Genomic DNA, 26,019 nt, shown 5'->3' with positions numbered 1-26,019 from the left:
GAATCATTATGTCCAGCTGCACTGCTGCTTTTAATCTGTCCCTGCAAGGCACCATCGCCGTGATCTGCGGCACCCTGCTCGCTCCGTTGGCCCTGGCCGCGACGCCCCAGGGCGATGAGCATGCCCATGCGCACAACGAACTGAGCCCGACGGTGATCACCGCCGTCGCCCCAAGCTCGCCACTGACCATCGTCACCAATCCCAAGGACCCGCGCCAACCGGTGCCGGCCAGCGACGGTGCCGACTACCTCAAGACCATCCCCGGCTTCTCGGCCATCCGCGCCGGCGGCACCAATGGCGACCCGGTGCTGCGCGGCATGTTCGGCTCGCGCCTGAACATCCTCACCAACGGCGGCGTGATGCTCGGTGCCTGTCCCAATCGCATGGACGCCCCCACGTCGTACATCTCGCCCGAGACCTACGACCGCCTGACGGTGATCAAAGGTCCGCAAAGCGTAGTCTGGGGCCCGGGCGCCTCGGCAGGCACCATCCTCTTCGACCGCGAGCCAGAGAAATTCGGCGAACTGGGCAGCCGCGTAAACGCCAGCCTGCTGGCCGGTTCCAACGGCCGCTTCGACAAGGTCCTGGACAGCGCCGCCGGCAACCGCCTGGGCTACGTGCGCTTTGTGGGCAATCAGTCGCACTCCGACGACTACGAAGACGGCAATGGCGATACCGTGCCGTCACGCTGGGACAAATGGAACGGTGATGTGGCCCTGGGCTGGACCCCGGATGCCGACACCCTGGTGGAGCTCACTGCCGGCAAGGGTGATGGCGAAGCCCGTTATGCCGGGCGCGGCATGGACGGTTCACAGTTCAAGCGCGAGAGCCTGGGCCTGCGGTTCGAGAAGTCCGACATCGGCGATGTGTTCGACAAGCTCGAAGCCCAGGTCTACTACAACTACGCCGACCACGTGATGGACAATTACAGCCTGCGTACGCCCTCGGGGTCGGGGATGATGGGCATGCCAATGGTCAGCAACGTCGACCGGCGTACCCTGGGTGGCCGGCTCAAGGGCACCTGGCGCTGGAGCGACCTGCAACTGATCGCTGGCGTCGACGCGCAGACCAACGAGCACCGCCAGCGTGGCGGCATGGGTATCGATGCACACAAGGGCATGCCGTGGACCAAGGACGCCGACTTCCACAACTACGGTGCCTTTGGCGAGCTGACCTGGTTCGCCGCCGACCAGGACCGGGTAATCACCGGCGCCCGCCTGGACCGTGCCTCGGCCAAGGACTACCGCGCCACCAGCGCTACCAACGGCGATACCCGTGCCGACACCCTGCCCAGCGGCTTTGTCCGCTACGAGCACGACCTGCTCGACCTGCCTGCCACCACCTATGTCGGCCTGGGCCATGCCCAGCGCTTCCCCGACTATTGGGAGCTGTTTTCGCCCAAGTCGGGCCCGGCAGGTTCGGTCAATGCTTTCGACAGCATCAAGCCGGAGAAAACCACCCAGCTCGACGTCGGCATCCAGTACCAGACCGAAGACCTGCAGGCCTGGGCCTCGGGCTATGTCGGGCAGATCCGCGACTACATCCTGTTCGACTACCGCTCGGGGATGATGGGCATGGCCAGTTCCCGCGCCGAGAACATCGATGCGCGGATCATGGGCGGCGAGTTGGGTGCGACCTATAAGTTGACCTCCAACTGGAAAGCCGACGCTACCCTGGCCTACGCTTGGGGCAAGAACAGCAGTGATGGCAAGGCGCTTCCACAGATGCCTCCCCTCGAGAGCCGTCTGGGCCTTACCTACAGCCGCGACGACTGGAGTGCCGGTGCCCTGTGGCGGGTGGTGGCGGCACAGAACCGCATTGCCGAGGACTACGGCAATGTGGTGGGCAAGGACTATGAAAAGAGTGCGGGCTTCGGGGTGTTCTCGTTGAACGGCAGCTACAAGCTCAGCAAGCACCTGAAGCTCAGTGCGGGGGTCGACAACCTGTTCGACAAGGCCTATGCCGAACACCTGAACCTGGCGGGTAACGCAGGCTTCGGCTACCCCGCCAGTGACCCGCAGGCGATCAACGAGCCGGGGCGGACGCTCTGGACCAAGGTCGACCTTAGTTTCTGATCCCCGACCAGGGCGCGATCCTCGATCGCGCCTCACCCCAGGCACTATACGGGAGCGCTCCATGAGCAAACCGACCCCTTCTTTCTACAACCTGGCCTGGCGCTGGCACTTCTATGCCGGGCTGTTCGTTGCGCCCTTCATGATCCTGCTGGCAATCACCGGGATCATCTACCTGTTCAAGCCCCAGCTCGATCCTTTGCTCTATCGCCAGTTGATGGTGGTCGAAGCCGGCCATCACACTCAGACCGCCGACAGCCTCCTGCAGCAGGTTCATCAGGCGTATCCCAAGGGCCAGGTCAGCCAATACCTGCCCGCCGCTGCCAGCGACCGCAGCGCCCAGTTCGTGGTACAGGACGCCGGCCGCGAGCTCAACGTATTCATCAACCCCTACAACGGCAACGTGCTGGGCGAGCAGGACGCGAAAAACAACCTGCAGGCCGTCGCCCGGGCCCTGCATGGCGAGTTGATGGTCGGCACACTCGGCGACCGTCTGGTTGAACTGGCGGCAGGCTGGGGCGTGGTGCTGGTCGTGTCGGGCCTGTACCTCTGGTGGCCACGTGGCCAGCGCACGGGCGGCGTACTCTGGCCGCGCCTGAATGCCCGTGGGCGTCTGCTGTGGCGCGACCTGCATGCCGTCACCGGGTTCTGGGGTTCGGCCCTGCTGCTGTTGATGCTGCTCAGCGGTATGACCTGGACCGGGTTCTGGGGCAAGCAGTACGCCGATGTGTGGAACCGTTTCCCGGCAGCCATGTGGAACGACGTGCCCACCTCCGATCAACAGGCCCGCGAGCTCAACACGGCCACCCGCCAGACCGTGCCCTGGGCCATGGAAAATACGCCGATGCCACAGTCGGGTGCCCACGCCGAACACGCCGGCCACAGCATGGCGTCGAGCGCACCGGCTGCACCGCAGACCAGCCTGCAGCAGGTCCAGGAGCTGGCCAGCACCCGCAAGGTCGCCCCTGGCTACAGCATTACCCTGCCAACCAGCGCCGAAGGCGTGTACACCATCGCCGTGTTTGCCGACGACCCGCGCAACGATGCCACCCTGCATGTCGACCAGTACACTGGCAAGGTCCTGGTGGATGTGCGCTGGCAGGACTACAACATCGTCGCCCGCGCCACCGAACTGGGCGTGATGCTGCATGAAGGCAAGATGTTCGGCCCGTTGAACCAGCTGATCATTTTGCTGGTGTGCCTGATGATCCTGCTCGGTTCGGTGAGTGGCCTGGTGATGTGGTGGAAGCGCCGGCCCGAGGGCGGCCTGGGCGTACCGCCGTTGCGTCACGACCTGCCACGCTGGAAAGCCGCGACGGTGATCATGCTGATCTTGGGCGTCGTCTTCCCGCTGGTGGGTGCCTCGATGCTGCTGGTATGGCTGGCGGACCGGGTGGGCATGGCACGCGTCAAACCCAAGACACAAGTGGGGCTGTAGCCGCTACCGCAGGCGCAAGAGCCCCTGATTGCCGGGGCCCTGCCGGTCCCATCGCCGCCTGCGGCAGCGGCTACGGTATGAGCAGGGTCTGCGGGTGTGGTGCAAATCCGCTAACATGGCGGCCCGTTTTCAACAGGACTGACATGAGCACCCTGAGTATCAGCGACCTGCACTGGTCGCCCCTGGGCCACGGCCATTGTCATCATCAGTTCCAACTGCGCGCGGTCGACCTGCAGGTCAAGCCCGGCGAATTCGTCGGGCTGATCGGCCCCAACGGCAGCGGCAAGACCAGCCTGCTGCGCTGCGCCTACCGCTTCAACAAGCCCGAACGCGGCCAGGTGAAACTCGACGAGCATGACCTGTGGCGCCAGTCACCCCGCTGGTGTGCCCAGCGCATCGCCGTGGTGCTGCAGGAGTTTCCCGATGCCTTCGGCCTGAATGTCGAGGAGGTGGTCGCCATGGGCCGCACCCCGCACAAGGGCTTGTTCGATGGCGACACGCAAGACGACCGCCAGCAGGTCAGGAACGCCTTGCAGACCGTGGGCCTGGTGGGCTTCGATGACCATGAGTTCGCCAGCCTCTCGGGTGGCGAAAAGCAGCGGGTGATCCTCGCTCGGGCCTTGGTCCAGCAGCCCCGGGTGCTGATCCTCGACGAGCCGACCAACCACCTCGACCCACGCTATCAACTGGAATTGCTGGCGCAGGTGCGCCGGCTGGGCATCGGAACCCTGGCGAGCATCCATGACCTGAACCTGGCCGCCGCCTTCTGTGATCGCCTGTATGTGCTCGACCACGGACATATCGTCGCCAGCGGCACGCCCGACGAGGTGCTGACCAGCGCTCTGCTGCACGATGTTTTCGGCGTACACGCCCTTATCGACCGCCACCCCCTGGCCGACCACCCACGTCTAACCTGGATAACCCAGCGATGATTCGAGCCACCCTGCTACTCGTCCTGGGCCTGCTCGCCAGCGCCGGCGCCATTGCCCAGGCCACCCAGTACCCCGTGAACGTGCAAAGCTGCAACCGCCAAGTGACGTTCAACAAGCCACCCGAGCACGCCCTCAGCCACGACATCAACATGACCCAGATGATGCTCGCCCTGGGCCTGCGTTCACGTATGGTCGGCTACAGCGGCGTGAGCGGCTGGAAGGCCGTCACCCCCGAACTGCGCAAGGAGCTCGACGGCCTGCCGGAGCTGGCCAGCAAGTACCCGTCGGTGGAAACCCTGCTCAACGCCAACGTCGATTTCTTCTTTGCCGGCTGGGACTACGGCATGCGCGTGGGTGGCGACCTGACACCGCAAAGCCTCGCTCCATTGGGCATTGCCGTGTATGAATTGACCGAGTCCTGCGCCTTCGTGATGAAGCGCCCGGCCGCAAGCCTGGACGACACCTACACCGATCTGCGCAACCTGGGCCGGATCTTCGATGTGCAGGATCGCGCCGAGCAATTGATCGACCAGATGCAACAACGGGTCGCCGTCGTGCAACAGCGCGTGCCCGCGCAGCGCCCTCGGGTATTCCTCTATGACAGCGGTGAAGACCGCGCCATGACGTCCGGCCGCCTGGGCATGCCCCAGGCCCTGATCGAGGCGGCAGGCGGGCGCAACGTGCTCGACGATATCGAGGCCAGCTGGACCCGGGTGAACTGGGAGAGCGTGGTGGAACGCAACCCCGAGGTGATTGTCATCGTCGACTACGGCGAAGTCAGTGCCGCGCAGAAGCAGGCCTTCCTCGAACAACATCCGGCCTTGCAGTCGGTGTCGGCAATCCGTGACAAGCGTTTTGTGGTGATCCCCTACGTGGCGGCCACGCCGAGCCTTGAGAACGTCGAAGCCATCGAGGCCATTGCCACAGGCTTGCACGGCGCATGAACCGCTATCGCCTGCTGTTGATCGCCCTGGTCGGCCTGCTGCTGGTCTCTTGCGTGGTGTCGCTGGGTTTTGGTGCTGCACCGGTGCCGGTCGAGGTGGTGTGGCGGGTGCTGCTGTTCAAGCTGTTCGGTATCGCTCCCGAAACGCCCGCCTGGACCACCGGCCAGGAACATATCGTCTGGTTGATCCGGGTGCCGCGTATGCTGCTTGCCGCCCTGGTCGGCGGCGGCCTTGCGATGATCGGGGCGGTGCTGCAGGCCGTCACCCGCAACCCGCTGGCCGACCCGCACCTGCTCGGCGTCACCTCGGGTGCCACCCTGGGCGCGGTGCTGGTGGTGCTGCATATCGGTGAACTGCTCGGCGTGCTGACCTTGCCCCTGGCCGCGTTCATGGGTGCCCTGTGCAGCATGCTGCTGGTGCTGGCCATCGCCAGCCGTCATGGCCGGCTGGACAGCGACCGCTTGTTGCTGTGCGGCGTGGCGGTGGCCTTTGTAATGATGGCAGCAGCCAACCTGCTGTTGTTCATGGGCGATCACCGGGCAAGCTCGGCGGTGATGTTCTGGATGCTCGGCGGCCTGGGCCTGGCACGCTGGGAGCTGCTGCCGATCCCGGCCATCAGCGTGCTGCTGGGGCTGACCCTGTTGCTGGGCATGGCCCGTGCGCTCAATGCGCTGATGGCCGGCGAACAGACCGCCGTGACCCTGGGCCTCAATGCCCGCTCCGTAAGGCTCGCGGCGTTCCTGATCTGCTCGTTGCTGACCGGGGTGCTGGTGGCCATCAGTGGCTCGATCGGCTTCGTCGGCCTGATGGTGCCGCACATTGCCCGGCGCCTGGTCGGTGCCGAACATACCCGGTTGCTGCCGGTGTGCCTGCTGCTGGGCAGCCTGTTCCTGATCTGGGTAGACGTGGCCGCCCGCACCCTGATTTCACCCGAAGACCTGCCTATCGGCATCGCCACAGCCGCCATTGGCGGTCTGTTTTTTATCGGCCTGATGCGCAAGCGATAAACACCGTCAAGCCGTCATTGGTCTTGAGACGTATTGTCGCGGTTGTGCCCGGAATGCGCGTGTTAGCCTAGCGCGCACAAGAAATTGTATTGAACGGAATGCTCCAGCCTATGACCGCGAACCTGTCCCCGCAACACACCTCGCCCGACGAACACGAACACCTGCAGCGCAGCCTGTCCAACCGCCATATCCAGCTGATCGCCATCGGCGGCGCCATCGGTACCGGGCTGTTCATGGGCTCGGGCAAAACCATCAGCCTGGCCGGTCCATCGATCATCTTCGTCTACATGATCATCGGCTTCATGCTGTTCTTCGTCATGCGCGCCATGGGCGAGCTGCTGCTGTCGAACCTCGAGTACAAGTCGTTCATCGATTTTTCCGCCGACCTGCTCGGCCCGTGGGCGGGTTACTTCACCGGCTGGACCTACTGGTTCTGCTGGATCATCACCGGCATCGCCGATGTGATCGCGATATCGGCCTATTCACAGTTCTGGTTCCCTGACCTGCCCCAGTGGGCGCCGGCGCTGGCCTGTGTCGGCCTGCTGCTGTCACTGAACCTGATTACCGTGAAAATGTTCGGCGAGATCGAGTTTTGGTTCGCGATGATCAAGATCGTCGCCATCCTCGCCCTGGTCGGTACCGGCCTGTACATGGTACTGGTCGGCTTCCAGTCGCCGTCGGGCCGTACGGCGGACCTGGCCAACCTGTGGAACGACGGGGGCATGTTCCCCCATGGCCTGATGGGCTTTTTCGCCGGCTTCCAGATTGCCGTGTTCGCCTTTGTCGGAATCGAACTGGTGGGCACCACCGCCGCCGAAGCCAAGAACCCCGAGCGCACTCTGCCGCGGGCGATCAACTCGATCCCGGTGCGGATCATCATTTTCTATGTGCTGGCCCTGATCACCATCATGGTGGTGACGCCGTGGCGTGACGTGGTGCCGGGCAAGAGCCCGTTTGTAGAACTGTTCGTGCTCGCCGGCCTGCCGGCAGCGGCGAGCATCATCAACTTCGTGGTACTGACCTCGGCCGCCTCCTCGGCCAACAGCGGCGTGTTCTCCACCAGCCGCATGCTCTTCGGCCTGGCCCAGCAAGGTGATGCACCACGCAGCTTCGAACACCTCTCAAGCCGCAAGGTGCCGGCCAATGGCTTGTACTTTTCCTGCACCTGCCTACTGCTCGGCGCAGCGCTGATGTATGTGGTCCCCGACCTGATCGAAGCCTTCACCCTGGTGACCACGGTGTCGGCGATCCTGTTCATGTTCGTCTGGACCCTCATCCTGCTGTCGTACCTGAGCTACCGCAAGCGCCGCGCAGCACTGCACCAGGCGTCGAAGTACAAGATGCCCGGCGGGCGTTTCATGTCGGTGGTATGCCTGGTGTTCTTCGCCTTCATCCTGGTGCTGCTCAGCCTTGAGAGCGATACCCGCCAGGCACTGATCGTCACGCCGCTGTGGTTTCTGCTGCTGGCGGTAACCTGGCTGTTCGTGCGTAACAAGCAGCACCCGCGACCTTGAAGCACAAAGTCCCCGCCTACAAAAAGGGCCGCCTCTGCGGCCCTTTTACCTGAGGTTTAGCCTCGTTCCATCCCGACGAGTACAGCGTCAGCCATCGCCAACCCTTTCTCTAGCGAATTTTCTGTGGCGGTCGGCAAACTGCGCAGCGGTTCCTGCGCTTTGTCCAGCGCCAGGGCGTTGGTCTCGTAGGCCGCCTTCAATGCCGCCACGGCGCACACCAACGCATCCGCGCAATTGACACCACCGTGCACGAGAACAGGGCGGCATGGGCCTCATGGCAGGTACCAAAATGCGTGCTGGCCGTTACGGGACGGGGGTTATGGACGTCCATCAGCGTCGACGGCGGATCAGGGACGATCTTCTTGAGCAGGGTGCTATTCCTTGCAACTCTTCTGAAATATTTCTCCGAGCCCATACGCCAGAATGGGTGGACGGAGCCGTGCGGGTTGGCGTGCCGGACAGAAAAGAACCGGTGAGCCCGAAGGCTCCCACACACGGCTCCGCCCATAACAGGTGCAGCCATGCAGAGCACAGCGCTGTATACGCTAGTGCTTTCTTCTCTTCTGTAATCGGGACGCCAATCCCGCACCGCAGAAACTACTGCGTGCGGCAAGGTACTCAAGTAGCCGGGGGTGCCAAAAAGTTCACTGCCCCCCAAACGGTTGCGCACCAGTACGGCGCAACCGGCTGCACCGCCTGCCAACCCTGGCCCCAGGCCGGTGCAACCTTCCCTCTTGTTCCGCCCGAAAGCCCGTGCCAGAGCCTTTCACTGACTCGGCACAGCCTTTGCTAAAGCTCTCTCCCGAAGTCGCCATCTGCCTTACCCGCACATTCGAACTCAACGGAGAGAGCACTATGAAGCGTCGCAGTCTGATCAAGGCCTTTACCCTCAGTGCGTCCATCGCCGCGATGGGCCTGAGCTGGACCCTCCAGGCCGCCGAGACCATCAAGGTCGGCATCCTGCATTCGCTGTCCGGGACCATGGCGATCTCTGAGACGTCGCTCAAGGACATGGCCCTGATGACCATCGAACAGATCAATGCCAAGGGCGGGGTCAACGGCAAGCTGCTGGAACCGGTGGTGGTCGACCCGGCCTCCAACTGGCCGCTGTTCGCCGAGAAGGGCCGCCAGCTCCTGACCCAGGACAAGGTTGCTGTGGTGTTCGGCTGCTGGACTTCGGTGTCGCGCAAATCGGTGTTGCCGGTGTTCGAAGAGCTCAACGGCCTGTTGTTCTACCCGGTGCAGTACGAGGGTGAGGAAATGTCGCCCAACGTTTTCTACACCGGCGCCGCGCCGAACCAGCAGGCCATTCCGGCTGTGGAGTACCTGATGAGTGAAGAAGGCGGCGCGGCCAAGCGTTACTTCCTGCTCGGCACCGACTACGTCTACCCGCGCACCACCAACAAGATCCTGCGCGCCTTCCTGCACAGCAAGGGCGTGGCCGACAAGGACATCGAAGAGGTCTACACCCCCTTCGGCCACAGTGATTACCAGACCATTGTCGCCAACATCAAGAAGTTCTCTGCCGGCGGCAAGACTGCGGTGATCTCTACCGTCAACGGCGACTCCAACGTGCCCTTCTACAAAGAGCTGGCCAACCAGGGCCTGAAGGCCACCGACGTACCGGTGGTGGCCTTCTCGGTAGGCGAAGAAGAACTGCGCGGCATCGACACCAAGCCACTGGTAGGACACCTGGCAGCGTGGAACTACTTCGAATCGGTGGAGAACCCGGTCAACTCCCAGTTCGTGGCCGACTGGAAAGCCTACGCCAAGGCCAAGAACCTGCCGGGCGCCGACAAGGCGGTGACCAACGACCCGATGGAAGCCACCTACGTGGGCATCCACCTGTGGGCCCAGGCGGTGGAAAAAGCCAAGTCCACCGATGTCGACAAGGTCCGTGAAGCCCTGGCCGGGCAAAGTTTCAAGGCCCCGTCGGGCTACACCCTGACCATGGACAAGGCCAACCACCACCTGCACAAGCCGGTGATGATCGGCGAGATCCAGGACGACGGGCAGTTCAACGTGGTCTGGGAAACCGAGCAGCCGTTGCGCGCCCAGCCGTGGAGCCCGTTCATACCCGGCAACGACAAGCGGCCGGACTATGCGGTGAAGGGTAACTGAGGTCTTCGCGGGGCAAGCTCACTCCTACCGGTGTAGGCGCGGGCTTGCCCCGCGAAGAGGCCCCATCAATCAATCGCGACGGAACTGCGCTATGCCCAAGGCCCTCCACCGCCTCCTCCTCGGCCTGCTCCTGCTGCTGCCCCTGGCCGCCCAGGCAAGCGACGCCGACTACTTCATTGCCGCCAAGGCCAACGAGCAGGCCCGCCTGCTCCAGGCCTGGGCGGCGCAACCCGACCCGGCTCGACTTGAACTGCTGACCGCCCTGCAGCAAGGTCGCATCGCCCCCGGCGACACCCGCAAGCTGCGCTTGAACAACCGCCTGCGCGGGCTGGTCGACAACGCTCTGGCCAGCCATCAACTGCTCGGCAATGACGCCCAGGTGCGCCTGGCCGCGGCCCAGCAACTGCAGAAAAGCGCACAACCGGCGCAGGTTGCCTTCCTCGACCGGCGCTACGCCTCCGAGCCGGACGCTGCCGTACACGCAGCACTTGGCCTGGCCCTGGCCAACCTGCAGCTGGTTGCCGAGGATCCTGCAGTACGCCTGGCAGCGGTGCGGCTGCTCGGTGAAACCGGCGACCCCATGGCCCGCACACGCCTTGAGGCGCTGCTCGAACCGGGCGTAGAAGCGAATGCCAACGTGCGTACCGCCGCCGAGACCAGCCTGGCCCAGGTCAAGCGCAAGCTGCTGATGGGCGAGCTGCTTGGCCAGGCTTTCAGCGGCCTGTCGCTGGGTTCTATCCTGCTGCTCGCGGCCCTGGGCCTGGCAATCACTTTCGGTCTGCTGGGGGTCATCAACATGGCCCACGGCGAGATGCTGATGCTCGGTGCCTATGCCACCTATGGGGTGCAGATCCTCATGCAGCGTTACGCACCTGGCGCCCTCGAGTTCTATCCGCTGGTAGCCCTGCCGGCAGCGTTCGCGGTCAGCGCCGGGGTCGGCATGCTGCTGGAGCGCACGGTGATCCGCCACCTGTACGGCCGTCCGCTGGAAACCCTGCTGGCCACCTGGGGCATCAGCCTGATCCTGATCCAGGCCATCCGCCTGCTGTTCGGTGCCCAGAACGTGGAAGTGGCCAACCCGGCCTGGCTCTCCGGCGGCATCCAGGTGCTGCCCAACCTGGTGCTGCCCTATAGCCGGATCGTGATCATCGGCTTTGCCCTGTTCGTGGTGCTGCTCACCTGGCTGCTGCTCAACCGCACCCGCCTGGGCCTGAACGTGCGCGCCGTCACCCAGAACCGCAACATGGCCGCCTGCTGCGGCGTACCCACCGGGCGCGTGGACATGCTCGCCTTTGGCCTGGGCTCGGGCATCGCAGGCCTGGGCGGGGTTGCCCTGAGCCAGATCGGCAACGTCGGCCCGGACCTCGGCCAGAGCTACATCATCGACTCGTTCCTGGTGGTGGTGCTCGGCGGTGTCGGCCAACTCGCCGGGAGCCTCTGGGCAGCCTTCGGCCTGGGCATCGCCAACAAACTGCTGGAGCCGCAGATCGGTGCGGTACTCGGCAAGATCCTCATCCTTGCGCTGATCATTCTGTTCATCCAGAAGCGCCCGCAAGGCCTCTTTGCGCTCAAGGGACGGGTAATCGACTGATGAACCAGCCTCTGCTTGTTACCGCCACCCAGAAGGTCGGCCCGCGCTGGACGCTGGCCGTCGGCGCCGCTGCCCTGCTGGTGCTGCTGGCCCTGCCGCTGCTGTCGCTGTTGCCCGACGGCCACGGCCTGCAGGTCTCGGCCTATACCCTGACCCTGGTCGGCAAGATCCTTTGCTATGCCATTGTTGCCCTGGCACTGGACCTGGTCTGGGGCTATGCCGGGCTGCTGTCGCTGGGCCATGGCCTGTTCTTTGCGCTGGGCGGTTATGCCATGGGCATGTACCTGATGCGCGAAGCCGCCGGCGATGGCTTGCCCGCCTTCATGACCTTCCTGTCGTGGACCGAACTGCCCTGGTACTGGGCCGGCACCCAGCACTTTGCCTGGGCCCTGTGCCTGGTGGTGCTGGCGCCGGGACTGCTGGCGCTGGTGTTCGGCTTTTTCGCCTTTCGTTCACGCATCAAGGGCGTGTACTTCTCGATCATGACCCAGGCCCTGACCTTCGCTGGCATGTTGCTGTTCTTTCGCAACGAAACCGGCTTCGGCGGCAACAACGGCTTTACCAACTTTCGCAGCATCCTGGGCTTCGAAATCACCGCACAAAGCACCCGGGCGGTGTTGTTCCTGCTTACCGTGGCATTGTTGCTGGCCAGCCTGTACCTGGGCTGGCGCCTGGCCCGCAGCAAGTTCGGCCGAGTGCTGACTGCCCTGCGCGATGCCGAGAGCCGCCTGATGTTCTGTGGCTACGACCCACGCGGCTTCAAGCTGTTCGTGTGGGTACTGAGCGCCGTGCTCTGCGGCCTGGCCGGGGCGCTGTATGTGCCGCAGGTGGGCATCATCAACCCCAGTGAAATGTCGCCGACCAACTCCATCGAAGCCGCCGTGTGGGTAGCCCTGGGTGGACGCGGCACACTGATCGGCCCGCTGCTCGGCGCAGGCCTGGTCAACGGCATGAAGAGCTGGTTCACCGTAGCCTTTCCCGAATACTGGCTGTTCTGCCTGGGAGCGCTGTTCATTCTGGTGACCCTGTACCTGCCCAAGGGCGTGGTCGGTCTGTTGAAGAAAAGGGGTGAACAATGAGCGCCATACCACTGCCACCGGTACACCCGGAATTCATGCTCGAACCGATCCTTGATGGCGGCAGCGGCCGCGACGCCATCGGCCTGGGCCAGGCCCGCGGCCAGGGGCTGGATGTGCGCCACGGCACCGTGCTGACCCTTGAGGACATCAGCGTCAGCTTCGACGGTTTCAAGGCCCTGAATGCCCTGAACCTGTACATCGGCGTCGGCGAGTTGCGCTGCATCATCGGCCCCAATGGTGCCGGCAAGACCACCCTGATGGACGTGATCACCGGCAAGGCCCGCCCCATCACAGGCAAGGCCTGGTTCGGCGACACCCTGGACCTGACCCGCATGAGCGAGGTGCAGATCGCCCAGGCCGGCATCGGGCGAAAATTCCAGAAGCCCACGGTGTTCGAGGCATTGAGTGTTTACGAGAACCTGGAGCTGGCACAGAAGGCCGACAAGTCGGTGCTGGCCAGCCTGGTAGCGCGCCTGAACGGCGAACAGCGCGACCGCATCGACGAAGTCCTGCACACCATTCGCCTGACAACCTCGGCCCAGCGCCCGGCCGGGTTGCTGTCCCACGGCCAGAAGCAGTTCCTGGAGATCGGCATGCTGTTGATGCAGGACCCGCAACTGTTGCTGCTCGACGAGCCGGTGGCCGGTATGACCGACGCCGAGACCGAGTTTACCGCCGAGTTGTTCAAGGGGCTGGCGGGCAAGCACTCGCTGATGGTGGTGGAGCATGACATGGGCTTTGTCGGCAGCATCGCCGACCACGTCACTGTGTTGCACCAGGGCAGTGTGCTGGCCGAGGGATCGCTTGAGCAGGTGCAGGCCGACGACCGGGTGATCGAGGTTTATCTCGGACGGTGACTTTTGACGTCTCGACTTGCCCCGCGATTGCCAACCAAGGATAAAAACCATGCTGAAAATCGACTCCCTGCACCAATACTACGGCGGCAGCCATATCCTGCGTGGCCTCTCCTTCGAGGCCAAGGTCGGTGAAGTCACCTGCCTGCTCGGCCGCAACGGCGTCGGCAAGACCACCCTGCTGCGCTGCCTGATGGGCCTGCTGCCTACCCGCGAAGGCAGCGTACTCTGGGAGGGCCAGCCGATCACCGCATTCAAGCCGCATCAACGGGTACAGGCCGGTATTGCCTACGTGCCCCAGGGCCGGGAAATCTTCCCGCGCCTGAGTGTCGAGGAAAACCTGTTGATGGGCCTCTCCCGCTTCAGCGCCAGCCAGGCCAAAAGCGTGCCGCCGTTCATCTACGAGCTCTTCCCGGTGCTGCTGCAAATGAAGCACCGCCGCGGCGGTGATCTTTCCGGCGGCCAGCAACAGCAACTGGCCATCGGCCGCGCGCTGGCAAGCCAGCCACGCCTGCTGATCCTCGATGAACCGACCGAGGGCATCCAGCCATCCGTGATCAAGGAAATCGGCGCCGTGATCACCACGCTGGCCGCCCGCGGCGATATGGCCATCCTGCTGGTGGAGCAGTTCTACGACTTTGCCGCCGAACTTGCCGACCAGTACCTGGTGATGTCCCGGGGCGAGATCGTTCAGGCCGGACGCGGTGAAAACATGGAGGCCGAAGGTGTGCGCGGTCTGGTAACCATTTAACCTGAGCGCCACTGCCTACCTGTTCGAGAAGCTGCCATGACCTACCTGCTGCGTGATGCCGTAACTGCCGACCTGCCGGGCATTCGCGACATTTACAACGACGCCGTGCTCAACACCACGGCGATCTGGAATGAACAACCCGTGGACCTGGCCAACCGCCAGGCCTGGTTCGATGCCCGCGAGGCCCAGCGCTACCCGATCCTGGTGGCGGTGGACGATAGCGGCGACGTGCTGGGCTACGCCTCTTTCGGTGACTGGCGGCCGTTTGAAGGCTTTCGTCATACCATCGAGCACTCGGTGTACATCCGCAGCGACCAACGCGGCAACGGCCTGGGACCTATGCTGATGCAGGCCCTGATCGAGCGTGCCCGAGCCTGCCACAAGCATGTGATGGTCGCCGCCATCGAAAGCGGCAACACCGCCTCGATCCGCCTGCATGAACGCCTGGGCTTCACGCTCAACGGGCAAATGCCCCAGGTTGGCGTGAAGTTCGGCCGCTGGCTTGACCTGACCTTCATGCAACTGATCCTCAACCCCGGTATGCCCCCACGCTCGACGGAGTGATGCCCGATGAATGCTGCGCAACTCAACCGCGTGACTCACGAAAGCTTTGCCCACTACCGTGACGGCCTGGTGGCGTTGTTGATCGATGCCGTGCGCCACGGCGCCTCGGTCGGTTTCATGGAAGGTATCGATACACAGCAGGCCAACAGCTACTTCGACGAGGTCAAGCAGCGCGTGGCCAGCGGTGAGCTGATGCTGTGGGTAGTGAGCAAGGACAAGCAAGTACTGGGCAGTGTGCAGCTGGGGTTGTGCCAGAAGCCCAATGGTTTGAACCGGGCTGAAGTGCAGAAGCTGCTGGTGCATAGCGAAGTGCGCCAGCACGGGCTGGGGCAGCAGTTGATGCAGGCACTGGAGGCTGCGGCACGCCAGCAACAGCGGGGGCTGTTGTACCTGGATACCGAGGCAGGGTCAGGCGCAGAGGGCTTCTATCGGACGCTGGGGTATAGCAAGGCAGGCGAGATTCCGCAGTATGCCTGTGGGCCGGACGGGATGTATCGGGCGACGGCCCTGTATTTCAAATTGCTGTAGCCGCTGCCGCCAGGCTGCGATCGGCCGCAAAACGGTCGTACACACCAATATGGCGACTGCTACGCAGTCGATCGCAGCCTGCGGCAGCAGCTACGAACGATCGGCTTTACCCCTGCAAGAACCTGCCCAAGCGCTGCTTGAGCATTGAGTTCTCGCTACGCAACTGCTGCACTTCCTCCAGCAGTTCCAGCGCCAGCGCCACCCCTTCCCACTCCAGCTCAAGGTCACGCTGCAGCTTGGCGGCGCGCTTGGCCAGCACCGCGGCCTGATCGTCAAACAGCCACTCTTCCGGCGTTCGCCCAGAAGGTTCGACAATGCCATGTTCGACGATTTCGATCACGTAGGCCGCCGGTAGATCGGCTTCCCGGCACAGGGTCTGCATGTCCAGTTGAACGACCAGGGTACTGCTCATGATCAGCTACTCCATTGTGTCCTCGGATTGAACGCCGCCTTCTCTGCCAGCTTGCTCCACAACTCGCGCGTCGCATCGTCGTTGTGGCTCGGCATCACCACCTTCAGCTGCGCATACAGGTCACCGCGCTGGCCCTGCTTGTTGGCCAGGCCCATGCCCTTGACCCGCAGGCGTTGACCGCTCTGGCTGTCTGGGCGAATGGTCAGGTTGATCTTGCCGGTCAGGGTCGGCACCGCCACCTTGGTACCCAGGGCAGCTTCCCATGGCGCCAGGGGCACGGTGATGATCAGATCATGACCTTCGACATCGAACAGCGGGTGCGGTGCCATGCGAATGGTCAGGAACAGGTCACCGTTGGCGCCGCCGCCAATCCCCGGTGCGCCCTGGCCCTTGAGGCGGATCTTCTCGCCATCGCTGACGCCGGCTGGAATCTTCACGTTCAGGGTCTTGGTGGTGAAGCCGGTGCGCTGGCCGCTGCCGTTGTACTGCGGCACCTGGAAGCTGATCTGTTTCGACTCGGTGGACAGGGTTTCCTCGAGGAAAATCGCCAGTTCCATTTCCACATCCTGCCCTCGCCGACCGGTGCTGCGTTGCTGGCCGCGGCCAAAGGGATTGCCGTTGCCATTACCACTGCGAGCGCCAAAGATCGAGCTGAAGAAATCGGAAAAATCACCGCCCTCAAACCCGCCGCTGCTGCGACTTTCCCAGCCAGGCGGGCCCTGGAACGGCCGGCCATGCTGGCCATATTTACGCAGTTCGTCGTATTCGGCGCGTTTTTCCGGGCTGCTCAAGGCCTCGTAGGCCTCGTTGGCCTCCTTGAATTTTTCTTCGGCGTCACGCTCTTTGCTGACGTCGGGGTGATACTTGCGCGCAAGCTTGCGGTAGGCGGTCTTGATCGCCTTGTCGTCCGCCGTGGGCTCTACGCCAAGTATCTTGTAGTAGTCTTTGAAGTCCATCTAAGGAACCACCATGAGTAAATTTGATGCTGCTGTAGATGGGGGTCAAGCATAGCCTTTACAAGGCGTCCCTGGGTTTGATGCAAAGCAGATATTCGGTCTTGATTCTGCTGACAACTGGCATAAACTGCGCGGCCGTTTTTCCCCCGGACAGTACATCCCATGAGTGACGCATCCCCGGCCCGTGCCTGCGGCATCGACTTCGGCACCTCCAACTCCACCGTCGGCTGGCATCGCCCCGGCATCGAGTCGTTGATCGCCCTGGAAGACGGCAAGATCACCCTGCCGTCGGTGGTGTTCTTCAACATCGAGGAGCGCCGCCCGGTGTACGGCCGCCTCGCCCTGCACGAATACCTCGAAGGCTACGAAGGCCGGCTGATGCGCTCGCTCAAGAGCCTGCTGGGCTCCAAGCTGATCAAGCACGACACCAGCGTGCTGGGCACCGCCCTGCCGTTCAAGGACCTGTTGGGCATGTTTATCGGCGAGCTGAAAAAGCGCGCCGAAGCCAACGCCGGCCGCGCGTTCGATGAAGTGGTGCTGGGCCGTCCGGTACACTTTGTCGATGACGACCAGGCCGCCGACCAGGAAGCCGAAGACACGCTGGCAGAGGTGGCGAAGAAGATCGGTTTCAAGGAAGTCTCCTTCCAGTACGAGCCGATTGCCGCGGCCTTCGACTACGAGTCGAACATCCAGGGCGAGGAACTGGTGCTGATCGTCGACATCGGCGGGGGTACCTCGGACTTCTCCCTGGTGCGCCTGGCACCTGAGCGGCACATGCTCGACGACCGCCATGAAGACATCCTCGCCACCGGTGGTGTACACATCGGCGGTACCGACTTCGACAAACAACTGAGCCTGCAGGGCGTCATGCCGATGTTCGGCTATGGCAGCCGGATGAAAAGCGGCGCCTTCATGCCGACCAGCCACCACATGAACCTGGCGACCTGGCATACCATCAACTCGGTGTACTCGCAAAAGTCCCAGCTGGCCCTGGGCAGCATGCGCTACGACATCGAAGACACCAATGGCATCGACCGCCTGTTCAAGCTGATCGAACAGCGCGCCGGGCACTGGTTGGCGATGGAAGTGGAAGAGACCAAGATCGAGCTCACCCACACCGACAGCCGCCTGGTCGACCTCAAGCGCGTCGAGCCGGGCCTGAGCGTGGAATTGACCCGGGCGTTGTTCGAGGCCTCCATCGACAGCCTGCTCGAACGTGTGCGCGGCAGCGTCAGCGAACTGCTGGCCAAGGCCGGGGTGGGTGTCGAGCAGGTGGATACGGTGTTCTTCACCGGTGGTTCGAGCGGTATTCCGGCGTTGCGCCAGAGCGTGGCGGCGATGCTGCCCAAGGCCCGGCACGTCGAGGGCAACATCTTTGGCAGTATTGGTAGCGGGTTGGCGATCGAAGCGCGCAAGCGGTACGGCTGAACACCGATCGCGGGGCAAGTCGAGACGTTGCCCCGCGATGCTGTCAAACCAGCTCAGCCTGCCTCAGCTCACTCTTCAGGTACGCATAGTAGATCGGCCCTGCCACCACCCCCGGCAAGCCAAATGCCGCCTCGCACACCAACATTGCCAACAGCAGTTCCCACGACTTGGCACTGATCTGCCCGCCGACAATCCGCGCGTTGAGGAAGTACTCGACCTTGTGGATAACAATCAAATAGCCCAGCGCCGCCATGGCCACCCAGATCGACAGTGACAGGCCGACGATGGTGATCAGGGTGTTGGACATCAAATTGCCAATGACCGGCAACAACCCCAGCAGGAAGGTCAGCACGATCAGGGTCTTGGTCAGCGGCAGGTGGACGCCGAACATCGGCAGTACCACCGCCAGGAAAATCCCGGTGAAAAAGGTATTGAGCAGCGAAATCTTGATCTGGGCGAAGACGATGTTGCGAAATGCCTGCACCAACAGCGCCAGGCGGTTGAACAGCGCTGCCGCCAACGGCTTGCGCCGGGAAATGTCGGGGATGCGCTGCAGGGCAACGATGGCCCCCAGGATCATGCCGATCAGCAGGGTGACGAACATGTGCGCCGCGCCCTTGCCCACCAGTTGCAGCTCGCCCAGGTGGGTCTTGAGCCATTCGCCGATGGCCACCTTGAACTCGGCAGCGCTGGCCGGCAGGTAGGCGTCGACGAAGGGCGGCAGCTGGCCGCGGGCCTGATCCACCAGAAGCATGAACTTGTCCAGCGAGGCGCCGGGGTTCTCGGCCTCGTGCAACAGGAAACTGATGGCACCGGCAAACAGCAAGGTCAGCGTGCTGACCACCAGCGTACCGAGCAGGGCCACCGCCAGCCAGCGCGCCCGCTCCCCGGCAATCAGGTGCTGCAGCTTGGGGGTAAGCATGTTGACCAGCTCGAACACCAGCAAGCCTGCCAACAGGCTCGGCAACAGCTTGAGCGGCAGCGCCAGCAACAGGCCGGCGAACACAATGATCCAACTGGCCAGTTTGATCTGGCGCGGAGTGAAGGTCATACAACCTCAAGGGGGCAACTGCAGGAAAAGGCGCAGTCTGCCAGCCTTCGCCGGGCAGGCATAGTGCCGCGGCCGCTGCGTTGGCAGCGGCTGACCCGGGTCAGGCCCAGCGGCTCATTTTTTCTTCAGGCAGTCGCTCATGAACGCCTTGCGTTCGTCGCCCTTGAGCGCCTTGGTGGTGGCATCGGCATTACAGGTTTTCATTTTTTCCTGCTGGGTGGCGGGCTTGGCCTTGAGGCACCCGCTCATGAAGGCCTGGCGCTCATCGCCCTTGAGGGCCTTGGCGGTGGCGTCAGCGTTGCAGGTTTTCATTTTTTCCTGTTGAGCGGTGGCGGCGAAGCCCTGTGAACACATCAATACGCCCAGCAACAGCAGCGGTACACGCACCCACTTCATAGTGTCTCTCCTTGTCGCAGCGCCCGTCGCGCAGCATCGCCCTGAGTGTAGACAACAATCCTTACACCCCCCCGGCCCGGGCCTGGCGCCGATATTGCTCGGGCGTGCAGTGGGCATGACGCTGGAACATGGCGATAAAAGCCGATGGGCTGCTGTAGCCCAGCTCGAAGGCGATCTGCTGGATCGGCAGGTTCTGCTCCAGCCCCTCGATAGCACGCAAAAACCGCAGGCGCAGGCGCCACTCGCCAAAGCTCATGCCCAATTCGCGCGCGAACTGGCGGGCCAGGGTCCGTTCACTGACATGCACCGAAGCTGCCCAGTCGGCCAGCGGCCGATTGTCCCCAGGTTCGTCGTGCAGGGCCTGCAGTACGGCGTGCAGGCCGGCGCTGCGGGCATAGGGCAAGAAACACGTCTGAGTCGGGGCGAGGCGCAGCTGGTCTACCAATACCTGGGCCAGCCGCCGGTCGGCCTCGTCTACCGGGACTTTCACGTCGCGCCGGGCAAAGTCGCCCAGGATTGCCTTGAGGATTTCACTGATCACCAGGGTGCAGGGCTGCGCCGGGAGCGTTTGGCACAAGGCGCGGTCCAGATACACCGAACGGTAAACAATGGCCTGGGGGTTGTAGCAACTGTGCTCGGTGTCGGGTGGCACCCACACCGCGTAGTGGGGCGGCGAGACGAAGCGCTGCCCACCGATCTCCAGGTGCATGATGCCGTGGGCCGCATAGTTGAGCTGGCCCCAGCCGTGCCGGTGCGCGGCGCTGTGGGTATCGGCGCCGAACTCGTCGTAGCGGAAGTACACCGGCGCCGGCAAGGCGTCGAATTGCGGGATGTTGACGTATTTACGTGCCATGGTGTCTGGATCGATGGGCCGGTTGTCTGGATGCAAGTATAAGCAACAAGACAGACAGGCGGATAATAGCTCCCTGTACCCTCAAGAGTTCCTGCTTCATGAATTATGCGTTTCCCCTGCTGGCCATTCTGATCTGGGCCGGCAATACCGTGGTCACCAAGATGTCGGCCGGCGCGATCTTTCCCGCCGAGATCGGCTTCTATCGCTGGCTGCTGGCCGGGCTGCTGTTCACCCCGTTCCTGCTGCGGCCGATGCTGCGAAACTGGGCCCAGATCCGCCCCAACCTCGGCAAGATCTTCATTCTCGGCGTGCTGGGCATGGCGGTGTATCAAAGCCTGGCGTACTTCGCGGCGGCGATCACCAGCGCCACCAACATGGGCATCATCCTCTCGCTGATGCCGTTGATGTCGCTGGCCATGGCCATCATCAGCCTGGGCCAGCGCCTGACCTACGGTGCGCTGATCGGCGCGCTGGTCTCGTTGGTCGGCGTGCTGGTGGTGGTATCGGCGGGTGACCTGGGCGTGCTGGTGCAACACGGCCTCAATGGCGGCGATGCGCTGATGCTGATTGCCACCCTGGCCTATGCGCTATACAGCACCTTGCTGAAGAAATGGCAACTGCGCCTGCCGCCCTTGCTGCTGCTTTACCTGCAGGTACTGGTGGCGATCATCGTGCTGTTTCCACTGTTTCTGTTCTCGGACAAGACCGGCCTTGGCACGGGCAACATCGGCCTGGTGCTGTACGCCTGCGTGCTCGCCTCGATGGTCGCGCCGCTGGTGTGGATGCAGGCCGTCAGCCGCCTGGGCCCCAGCCGCACCACGCTGTTCTTCAACTTGCTGCCTGCGGTTACCGCGGTGATCGCTGCGGTTGCACTCGATGAGCAACTGGCCCTGTATCACCTGTTCGGCGGCCTGCTGACGCTGGCCGGGGTGATCCTTGCCGAACGCTGGAAAACCCCGGTGCGTCCTGCCCACGCTACAGCCCCGCAGCCTTGAGTCGCTCGGCGTGCTCGGTGAACAGGCGCACTGGATCAGCGCCCTTGCCGACCGCGCCGAGTGACTGATTGACGATATCCAGGTGGTCGAGCGGGTAGTCATCACCAATCACCTGGCCCAAGTGCGAGCTGTAGCGCCCGACCATGCCGTCGCACTGCCCGACCTCATGGACGAAGGTGCGGGCAAACAAGCGGCAAAAGCGGTTGCTGCCGTCCAGGCGGTTCAGGCCGGTGTCGGTCAGCCCCGGCTGCAAGGTGCCCGACCAAGAGTAGTAGCGTACGCCATTGACCTCGGCCGGCCCTTCCCCGCCCCAGGTGGTAGGCAGGCCCTGTGGATAAGCCTGATTGAACAGGGCAACACCGGCACGGGTCAGCGAATGGTGCGAGGCGTGTACATCGATGGGCAGTTTCGGCCCCCGCCAGCCGGTTTCCAACCACCCCATCAACACCCCCAGGCCATGCAAAACCGCCTTGAGCACGCGTCCGCGGGCAGAGTCGGCGGGGTATTTCTCGTGCAGGTAATCGGCCAGTTCCGAGCCGTGGTTGGGGCCGGCGACGGACGTCACCGAGGCCACCCATTCCGGACGCCGGGCAGCGGCATAACGGGCCGTCAGGGCGCCCTGGCTGTGGCCGAGCAGGTTGACCTTGTCGATGCCGTGGTGGGCGCGGAGGTCTTCGATGATCCGCAGCAACTGCTCGCCACGCACCTCGGTGGAGTTGATCGGCGATACCTGAATGGCAAACACCTGGGCCCCGCCCCGGCGCAGGGCCGACACGATGCCGAACCAGTAGGGATAGAGCAGCAGGCGGACAAAGCCGAGCATGCCCGGCACCAGCACCAGTGGATAACGTGTGGCAAGCGCTTGCGCCATGGCTGCATTCCCCCGTTCCGTGGACAGTCGGCCAACCCTACAGGCACTTCGATTGCAATCGCAATCGAACTCCCGGCGCGCGCTGCGGTTCCAACCCTGTAGACCCTCAGCAAGGAGCTGGACCATGTACAAGCAGACCCTGGCAATCCTCCTGGCCACCACCGCCCTGGCCGCCTGCGGCAGCCGTCCAGAGAACCCGGTGGATTACGTCACCTATCGCGACGAACCGCTGGTCAAGCAAGTAGAGAACGGCATGACCATGCAGCGAGTCATCGCCATCGGCGGCAACCCGTCCACGGCCATCGACCTGCCTCATGGTGGTACCTGCAACAACTACATCCTCAACCGCGACGGTCACCAGCAGCCCTACTACGTGCGCTTCGACGCCACCGGCCATGTCGACGACAAGGGCTTCAAGACCTGTGAGCAACGCCAGGAAGACGACGCTGCCGTCGAGAAAGCCAAGGCCAAGGCCGGCGTCTAGCCCCGAAGACATCCCGTTAGCAGCCTGGAGATGACAATGAGCACCGTTGAACTGACCGATGTGAAAACCCTGCGCGCACGTGCCCGCCAGCATGTGGAGCAAGGCGCCGTGACCGAAGGCTACAACGCCGACCGGGAGACTATCCTGCGCCTGCTCAATGAGTCGTTGGCCACCGAGTGGGTGTGCGCCCTGCGCTACAAGCGCCACTACTACATGGCCAGCGGTATCAAGGCCAGCGTTGCGGCCGAGGAGTTTCTCGAACATGCCACCCAGGAGCTAGAGCATGCCGACAAACTGGCCGAGCGCATCGTGCAGTTGGGTGGCGAACCGGACCTCAATCCGGACAACCTGAGCAAGAACTCCCATGCCCAGTACGTGGCCGGCAAGAACCTCAAGGACATGGTGCTCGAAGACCTGGTGGCCGAGCGGATCGCCATCGACAGCTACCGCGAGATCATCCAGTACATCGGTGAGAGCGACCCGACCACCCGGCGCATCTTCGAAGACATCCTGGCACAGGAAGAAGAGCACGCCGATGATATGGCGGACCTGTTGAAGGGGCTTTAGGACCGGATCGCGGGGCAAGTCTGGCCTTGCCCCGCGTTCAACCCGCCTTGACCGTGCGCGGCGCCTTGCCTGATTTCATCTGCTCCAACAACGGCGTGCATTGATTAGGCACATCCCCACCCGGCGCCACCAGCGCCAGCAAGCCCGCCGCCGGGCCGATCACTACCCCCAGCGCCACCATCCCCGCCCCACGCAACGCCAACGGCACGGCTTGCACACCGGCGCTTGGCTTGGCGAAGGGGCCACGTACATACAGCGGTGAACGCAGCGAGAACAGTCGCAGCCCCTTGGATTCAGGGTTGATCTTCAAATCCAGTTGCTCGGTGGCAAAGTTGGCAGTGCCATTGATGTAGATGATCGCGTTCTCGGTATCGAACACGAACAACCGGGTCGTCGCCAACCCGTCCTTGATGCCGAAGTCGGCAGCGGCGCAGTTGATCTTCACTTCCTTGTCGCCAAACAGCTGGCCCACCACGTAGTTACCCACATTGAGCCCGGCGATTTCCATCAGTCCGCGGCTGATCGCGCCATCGTTGATCAGCATCTTCAGGTCGCCGTTGGCCGTTGCCAGCAAGGCGGCCACCGAGTTGCCACGACCACTTAGGTCCGCATCGCCATTGAGCTGGCCGAAACTGGTTTTCATCGGCTCGAATGTCGGAAACAACTGCTTGAGCTTGAACCCCCGCGCACTGAGCTGGGCACGGCCTTGCAACGGCACCGTGCGACCATCCAGGCGGATCTGGGCATCGAGCTTGCCGCCTGCTACACCAAAGCGCAGCGGTTCCAGGCGCAGCACACCGTCGTCGAGGACGAAGTGGGCGGAAAGGTCGTTGAACGGCAACGCCTCGCTGTGAACGATGCGCTTGCCGCTGAAGGTCACGTCGGCATCCATGGTGCGCCAGCGCTCGGTGCGAAACTCCTCCACCGGCAGCACCTTGCCGGCGGGTTGTTTACTGGCGCCGCCCCGGGCCTTCTGTTCGGCATTGGAGTCGGCGCCAATCAGTGGCGCAAGGTCCTTGAACAGCAACTGATTGGACACCAGGTTACCGCTGAGCTTGGGGCGCGGCTGAGTGGAAACGAAGGTCAGGTCGCCATGAATATCGCTGTTGCCGATCTTGCCGTTGAAGCCTTCGTAGCGAAACAGCGCACCACCCGGCTTATGCAGCTTGGCCACCAGGTGGCCGTCCGTGGCGTAAGGCGGTGAGTCCGGCAAGGTCACGCCGGTCAGCGGATACAGGTTGCTCAGGCTCGCGCCCGACAAGCGCAGGCGCAGATCCAGCGCGCCGAGGTTGCGCGGGTCGGTCAGGGTGCCGGCCAATGCGATCCGGGTATCGGCAATCTTCACGTCGGCCTGCAAGGGAAACGGCTGGGTAGCATCCTGCAGCGCCAGCAGGCCGCCGATCTTGCCGTCGCCAGACAGCGCCTGGCCCTTGTAGCGGCCTTTCACCTTGAGCCCGAAGGCATAGTCCTGCGCCCCTCCGGCCTTCTGCGCCGAGGCCTTGCCGACGATGTCTCCGAAGGGGATCGGTTTGCCCAGCGGGTCGATCTGCACATCCAGCGTGGTTTTCAGAGCCTGGTCGTCGACGCTGACCTGGCCTTTGTCAAAGCCGATGGCGCCGATGTCGAGCGTCCAGTTCGACGGCTCGCTCTGCTCATCCTTGGGACCGAAATCGAATGTCCAGTTGGCCCGGCCATCGGCCAGACGCTTGAGGCTGGCGGTGGGCTGGTTGAGGTCGATGCGGGGAATGACGATCTGCTGGAACAGCAACGGCAGGGGTGCAAGGCGAAATTCCACGCGCTTGAGGCCGACCATCTGCGGCGCCTTGAGCCAGTCCGGGTTACCCAGGGTGAGGTCTTCGGCGATGAAATGCGGCCACGGTACCCAGGCACGCCAGCCGCCCTGCTCCGGCTCGCGGCGCCACTGCACAGCGAGGTTGCCATTGATGGCGAAAGGCCTGTGCAGGGCTTCGGAGACTTTGGCGTTGAGGGTCGGCTTGACCCGGTTCCAGTCGAAGGTGGCGATGAGGATGATCAGTAGCGTCAGAACCAGCAGCAGGCTGGCGAGGGTCCAGGTGAGGATTCTGGCGGGGCGCGTCATTGCATGATTCTCCTGACGACCACACGGCAAGAGTGGGCGTATTGATGGCACTTAATCATCGGACTGATGAAAGCCTCAGGGGTTTAACCGCGGATGCATGATAGCGGGGTTTTGTTGGCTCCTTCCTCCCGACAATGCTCCCTGATAGCCGCTGCAACCATTGTGCTAGAGCCCTCGCGGCAAAGCATCAATCCCATCGATTGTCACCATTAGCCTTATGAACTTTTATCTCCCGCTCCCAAGCGTAGCATTGGCTCCGTACTCACTTTCCAGCCCCGCCGAGGAGCACCGAACCATGAAACGCCAATTACTGCTGAGCCTGTCCCTGTCCATCCTGGCCGCCAATGCCTTCGCCATTCCAGCCAGCGAACAAAGCCTGACCGCTGAGTCGCGCTCCAGCTCCACGGAGATTTCACAGCCCCTGAACCCTCTGGCCGAAGGTGGCTCGGATCGCCTGCTGGAACGCAACCGCGTAGCCGAAGGTGGTTCTGACCGCCTGCTGGAACGCAACCG

Annotated in this window: 24 protein-coding genes and 1 pseudogene; 18 read left to right on the top strand and 7 right to left on the bottom strand. The window is 63.3% G+C overall.

Going from position 1 to position 26,019, the window contains the following annotated elements:
- The first annotated feature begins 8 nt into the window (after positions 1-8).
- The 13 genes from H621_RS0123540 (at position 9) to H621_RS0123475 (ending at position 15,395) form a co-directional block, all read left to right on the top strand.
- Positions 9-2,075 carry a TonB-dependent copper receptor gene (locus H621_RS0123540; RefSeq protein ID WP_028945731.1) on the top strand — a complete coding sequence of 689 codons (2,067 nt, stop codon included), beginning with the start codon at positions 9-11 and terminating at the stop codon, positions 2,073-2,075.
- Between the two features lie 61 nt (positions 2,076-2,136).
- Positions 2,137-3,510: a PepSY-associated TM helix domain-containing protein gene (locus H621_RS0123535; RefSeq protein WP_028945730.1), complete on the top strand. Its 1,374-nt coding sequence runs from the start codon at positions 2,137-2,139 to the stop codon at positions 3,508-3,510.
- Positions 3,511-3,653: 143 nt separating this feature from the next.
- Complete coding sequence (locus H621_RS0123530) at positions 3,654-4,442, top strand: ABC transporter ATP-binding protein (RefSeq protein WP_028945729.1); 789 nt, start codon at positions 3,654-3,656, stop codon at positions 4,440-4,442.
- Positions 4,439-5,386, top strand: a complete 948-nt coding sequence (locus H621_RS0123525; RefSeq protein WP_028945728.1) for an ABC transporter substrate-binding protein — start codon at positions 4,439-4,441, stop codon at positions 5,384-5,386. The genes H621_RS0123530 and H621_RS0123525 overlap by 4 nt, the downstream gene beginning before the upstream one ends.
- The gene (locus H621_RS0123520; RefSeq protein WP_028945727.1) at positions 5,383-6,393 is read left to right on the top strand and encodes a FecCD family ABC transporter permease; all 1,011 of its coding nucleotides are present in this window, start codon (positions 5,383-5,385) and stop codon (positions 6,391-6,393) included. The genes H621_RS0123525 and H621_RS0123520 overlap by 4 nt, the downstream gene beginning before the upstream one ends.
- 110 nt (positions 6,394-6,503) lie before the next feature.
- On the top strand, positions 6,504-7,907 hold the full coding sequence (gene cycA / locus H621_RS0123515) for a D-serine/D-alanine/glycine transporter (RefSeq protein WP_028945726.1): 1,404 nt from the start codon (positions 6,504-6,506) through the stop codon (positions 7,905-7,907).
- Between the two features lie 855 nt (positions 7,908-8,762).
- On the top strand, positions 8,763-10,028 hold the full coding sequence (gene urtA, locus H621_RS0123505; RefSeq protein ID WP_028945724.1) for an urea ABC transporter substrate-binding protein: 1,266 nt from the start codon (positions 8,763-8,765) through the stop codon (positions 10,026-10,028).
- 91 nt (positions 10,029-10,119) lie between these two features.
- Positions 10,120-11,619 (top strand): urea ABC transporter permease subunit UrtB, encoded by a 1,500-nt coding sequence (urtB, locus tag H621_RS0123500; RefSeq protein ID WP_028945723.1) that lies wholly within the window; start codon positions 10,120-10,122, stop codon positions 11,617-11,619.
- The gene (urtC, locus tag H621_RS0123495) at positions 11,619-12,698 is read left to right on the top strand and encodes an urea ABC transporter permease subunit UrtC (RefSeq protein ID WP_028945722.1); all 1,080 of its coding nucleotides are present in this window, start codon (positions 11,619-11,621) and stop codon (positions 12,696-12,698) included. Before urtB ends, urtC begins: the two co-directional genes overlap by 1 nt.
- The gene (gene urtD / locus H621_RS0123490; protein ID WP_371919758.1) at positions 12,695-13,555 is read left to right on the top strand and encodes an urea ABC transporter ATP-binding protein UrtD; all 861 of its coding nucleotides are present in this window, start codon (positions 12,695-12,697) and stop codon (positions 13,553-13,555) included. Before urtC ends, urtD begins: the two co-directional genes overlap by 4 nt.
- A 49-nt stretch (positions 13,556-13,604) precedes the next feature.
- Positions 13,605-14,303 carry an urea ABC transporter ATP-binding subunit UrtE gene (urtE, locus tag H621_RS0123485; protein WP_028945720.1) on the top strand — a complete coding sequence of 233 codons (699 nt, stop codon included), beginning with the start codon at positions 13,605-13,607 and terminating at the stop codon, positions 14,301-14,303.
- 36 nt (positions 14,304-14,339) lie between these two features.
- Positions 14,340-14,867 carry a GNAT family N-acetyltransferase gene (locus H621_RS0123480; RefSeq protein ID WP_028945719.1) on the top strand — a complete coding sequence of 176 codons (528 nt, stop codon included), beginning with the start codon at positions 14,340-14,342 and terminating at the stop codon, positions 14,865-14,867.
- A 6-nt stretch (positions 14,868-14,873) separates the two neighbouring features.
- A complete protein-coding gene (locus H621_RS0123475; RefSeq protein WP_028945718.1) occupies positions 14,874-15,395 on the top strand; it encodes a GNAT family N-acetyltransferase in 522 nt (173 codons plus the stop codon).
- 106 nt (positions 15,396-15,501) lie between these two features.
- On the opposite strand, the gene H621_RS0123470 is transcribed toward H621_RS0123475, so the two are convergent.
- Both H621_RS0123470 and cbpA read right to left on the bottom strand, forming a co-directional pair.
- Positions 15,502-15,807, bottom strand: a complete 306-nt coding sequence (locus H621_RS0123470; RefSeq protein WP_028945717.1) for a chaperone modulator CbpM — start codon at positions 15,805-15,807, stop codon at positions 15,502-15,504.
- Positions 15,808-15,809: 2 nt separating this feature from the next.
- Positions 15,810-16,763, bottom strand: coding sequence for a curved DNA-binding protein (gene cbpA, locus H621_RS0123465; protein ID WP_028945716.1), 954 nt, complete (start codon positions 16,761-16,763; stop codon positions 15,810-15,812).
- A gap of 162 nt (positions 16,764-16,925) precedes the next feature.
- Here cbpA and H621_RS0123460 point away from each other — a divergent pair, with 162 nt between their 5' ends.
- Positions 16,926-18,191, top strand: coding sequence for an Hsp70 family protein (locus tag H621_RS0123460; protein WP_028945715.1), 1,266 nt, complete (start codon positions 16,926-16,928; stop codon positions 18,189-18,191).
- Positions 18,192-18,234: 43 nt separating this feature from the next.
- Here the strand turns inward: H621_RS0123460 and H621_RS0123455 are convergent, their stop codons facing one another.
- The 3 genes from H621_RS0123455 to H621_RS0123445 form a co-directional block, all read right to left on the bottom strand.
- The gene (locus H621_RS0123455) at positions 18,235-19,242 is read right to left on the bottom strand and encodes an AI-2E family transporter (RefSeq protein ID WP_028945714.1); all 1,008 of its coding nucleotides are present in this window, start codon (positions 19,240-19,242) and stop codon (positions 18,235-18,237) included.
- Positions 19,243-19,356: 114 nt separating this feature from the next.
- Positions 19,357-19,638, bottom strand: a complete 282-nt coding sequence (locus tag H621_RS0123450; RefSeq protein ID WP_028945713.1) for a PsiF family protein — start codon at positions 19,636-19,638, stop codon at positions 19,357-19,359.
- Positions 19,639-19,699: 61 nt separating this feature from the next.
- Entirely contained in the window at positions 19,700-20,491 is a 792-nt protein-coding gene (locus tag H621_RS0123445; protein WP_028945712.1) for an AraC family transcriptional regulator, read from the bottom strand.
- Between the two features lie 98 nt (positions 20,492-20,589).
- Here H621_RS0123445 and H621_RS0123440 point away from each other — a divergent pair, with 98 nt between their 5' ends.
- A complete protein-coding gene (locus tag H621_RS0123440; RefSeq protein WP_028945711.1) occupies positions 20,590-21,486 on the top strand; it encodes a DMT family transporter in 897 nt (298 codons plus the stop codon).
- On the opposite strand, the gene H621_RS0123435 is transcribed toward H621_RS0123440, so the two are convergent.
- Positions 21,467-22,357: a lipase family alpha/beta hydrolase gene (locus H621_RS0123435; protein ID WP_028945710.1), complete on the bottom strand. Its 891-nt coding sequence runs from the start codon at positions 22,355-22,357 to the stop codon at positions 21,467-21,469. The two genes, H621_RS0123440 and H621_RS0123435, sit on opposite strands and share 20 nt — an antisense overlap.
- A 124-nt stretch (positions 22,358-22,481) precedes the next feature.
- Between H621_RS0123435 and osmE the strand changes: the two genes are divergently transcribed.
- Positions 22,482-22,841, top strand: a complete 360-nt coding sequence (osmE, locus tag H621_RS0123430; protein ID WP_028945709.1) for an osmotically-inducible lipoprotein OsmE — start codon at positions 22,482-22,484, stop codon at positions 22,839-22,841.
- Positions 22,842-22,877: 36 nt separating this feature from the next.
- The gene (locus tag H621_RS0123425; RefSeq protein WP_028945708.1) at positions 22,878-23,408 is read left to right on the top strand and encodes a ferritin-like domain-containing protein; all 531 of its coding nucleotides are present in this window, start codon (positions 22,878-22,880) and stop codon (positions 23,406-23,408) included.
- Positions 23,409-23,445: 37 nt separating this feature from the next.
- Here the strand turns inward: H621_RS0123425 and H621_RS0123420 are convergent, their stop codons facing one another.
- Positions 23,446-25,506 (bottom strand): AsmA family protein, encoded by a 2,061-nt coding sequence (locus H621_RS0123420; RefSeq protein ID WP_028945707.1) that lies wholly within the window; start codon positions 25,504-25,506, stop codon positions 23,446-23,448.
- A gap of 295 nt (positions 25,507-25,801) precedes the next feature.
- Between H621_RS0123420 and H621_RS29050 the strand changes: the two are divergent.
- Positions 25,802-26,019: pseudogene (locus H621_RS29050) on the top strand (hypothetical protein); the annotation flags it as partial.

The organism is Pseudomonas vranovensis DSM 16006, from assembly GCF_000425805.1.
GTDB lineage: Bacteria > Pseudomonadota > Gammaproteobacteria > Pseudomonadales > Pseudomonadaceae > Aquipseudomonas > Aquipseudomonas vranovensis.
This window is presented reverse-complemented; position numbering and strand designations above follow the sequence as displayed.

What these genes read in the sequence shown, in the direction of transcription:
- H621_RS0123540 (WP_028945731.1), top strand. Translation starts at nt 9, where the DNA reads ATGTCCAGCTGCACTGCTGCTTTTAATCTGTCCCTGCAAGGCACCATC.
- H621_RS0123535 (WP_028945730.1), top strand. Translation starts at nt 2,137, where the DNA reads ATGAGCAAACCGACCCCTTCTTTCTACAACCTGGCCTGGCGCTGGCAC.
- H621_RS0123530 (WP_028945729.1), top strand. Translation starts at nt 3,654, where the DNA reads ATGAGCACCCTGAGTATCAGCGACCTGCACTGGTCGCCCCTGGGCCAC.
- H621_RS0123525 (WP_028945728.1), top strand. Translation starts at nt 4,439, where the DNA reads ATGATTCGAGCCACCCTGCTACTCGTCCTGGGCCTGCTCGCCAGCGCC.
- H621_RS0123520 (WP_028945727.1), top strand. Translation starts at nt 5,383, where the DNA reads ATGAACCGCTATCGCCTGCTGTTGATCGCCCTGGTCGGCCTGCTGCTG.
- cycA (WP_028945726.1), top strand. Translation starts at nt 6,504, where the DNA reads ATGACCGCGAACCTGTCCCCGCAACACACCTCGCCCGACGAACACGAA.
- urtA (WP_028945724.1), top strand. Translation starts at nt 8,763, where the DNA reads ATGAAGCGTCGCAGTCTGATCAAGGCCTTTACCCTCAGTGCGTCCATC.
- urtB (WP_028945723.1), top strand. Translation starts at nt 10,120, where the DNA reads ATGCCCAAGGCCCTCCACCGCCTCCTCCTCGGCCTGCTCCTGCTGCTG.
- urtC (WP_028945722.1), top strand. Translation starts at nt 11,619, where the DNA reads ATGAACCAGCCTCTGCTTGTTACCGCCACCCAGAAGGTCGGCCCGCGC.
- urtD (WP_371919758.1), top strand. Translation starts at nt 12,695, where the DNA reads ATGAGCGCCATACCACTGCCACCGGTACACCCGGAATTCATGCTCGAA.
- urtE (WP_028945720.1), top strand. Translation starts at nt 13,605, where the DNA reads ATGCTGAAAATCGACTCCCTGCACCAATACTACGGCGGCAGCCATATC.
- H621_RS0123480 (WP_028945719.1), top strand. Translation starts at nt 14,340, where the DNA reads ATGACCTACCTGCTGCGTGATGCCGTAACTGCCGACCTGCCGGGCATT.
- H621_RS0123475 (WP_028945718.1), top strand. Translation starts at nt 14,874, where the DNA reads ATGAATGCTGCGCAACTCAACCGCGTGACTCACGAAAGCTTTGCCCAC.
- H621_RS0123470 (WP_028945717.1), bottom strand. Translation starts at nt 15,807, where the DNA reads ATGAGCAGTACCCTGGTCGTTCAACTGGACATGCAGACCCTGTGCCGG.
- cbpA (WP_028945716.1), bottom strand. Translation starts at nt 16,763, where the DNA reads ATGGACTTCAAAGACTACTACAAGATACTTGGCGTAGAGCCCACGGCG.
- H621_RS0123460 (WP_028945715.1), top strand. Translation starts at nt 16,926, where the DNA reads ATGAGTGACGCATCCCCGGCCCGTGCCTGCGGCATCGACTTCGGCACC.
- H621_RS0123455 (WP_028945714.1), bottom strand. Translation starts at nt 19,242, where the DNA reads ATGACCTTCACTCCGCGCCAGATCAAACTGGCCAGTTGGATCATTGTG.
- H621_RS0123450 (WP_028945713.1), bottom strand. Translation starts at nt 19,638, where the DNA reads ATGAAGTGGGTGCGTGTACCGCTGCTGTTGCTGGGCGTATTGATGTGT.
- H621_RS0123445 (WP_028945712.1), bottom strand. Translation starts at nt 20,491, where the DNA reads ATGGCACGTAAATACGTCAACATCCCGCAATTCGACGCCTTGCCGGCG.
- H621_RS0123440 (WP_028945711.1), top strand. Translation starts at nt 20,590, where the DNA reads ATGAATTATGCGTTTCCCCTGCTGGCCATTCTGATCTGGGCCGGCAAT.
- H621_RS0123435 (WP_028945710.1), bottom strand. Translation starts at nt 22,357, where the DNA reads ATGGCGCAAGCGCTTGCCACACGTTATCCACTGGTGCTGGTGCCGGGC.
- osmE (WP_028945709.1), top strand. Translation starts at nt 22,482, where the DNA reads ATGTACAAGCAGACCCTGGCAATCCTCCTGGCCACCACCGCCCTGGCC.
- H621_RS0123425 (WP_028945708.1), top strand. Translation starts at nt 22,878, where the DNA reads ATGAGCACCGTTGAACTGACCGATGTGAAAACCCTGCGCGCACGTGCC.
- H621_RS0123420 (WP_028945707.1), bottom strand. Translation starts at nt 25,506, where the DNA reads ATGACGCGCCCCGCCAGAATCCTCACCTGGACCCTCGCCAGCCTGCTG.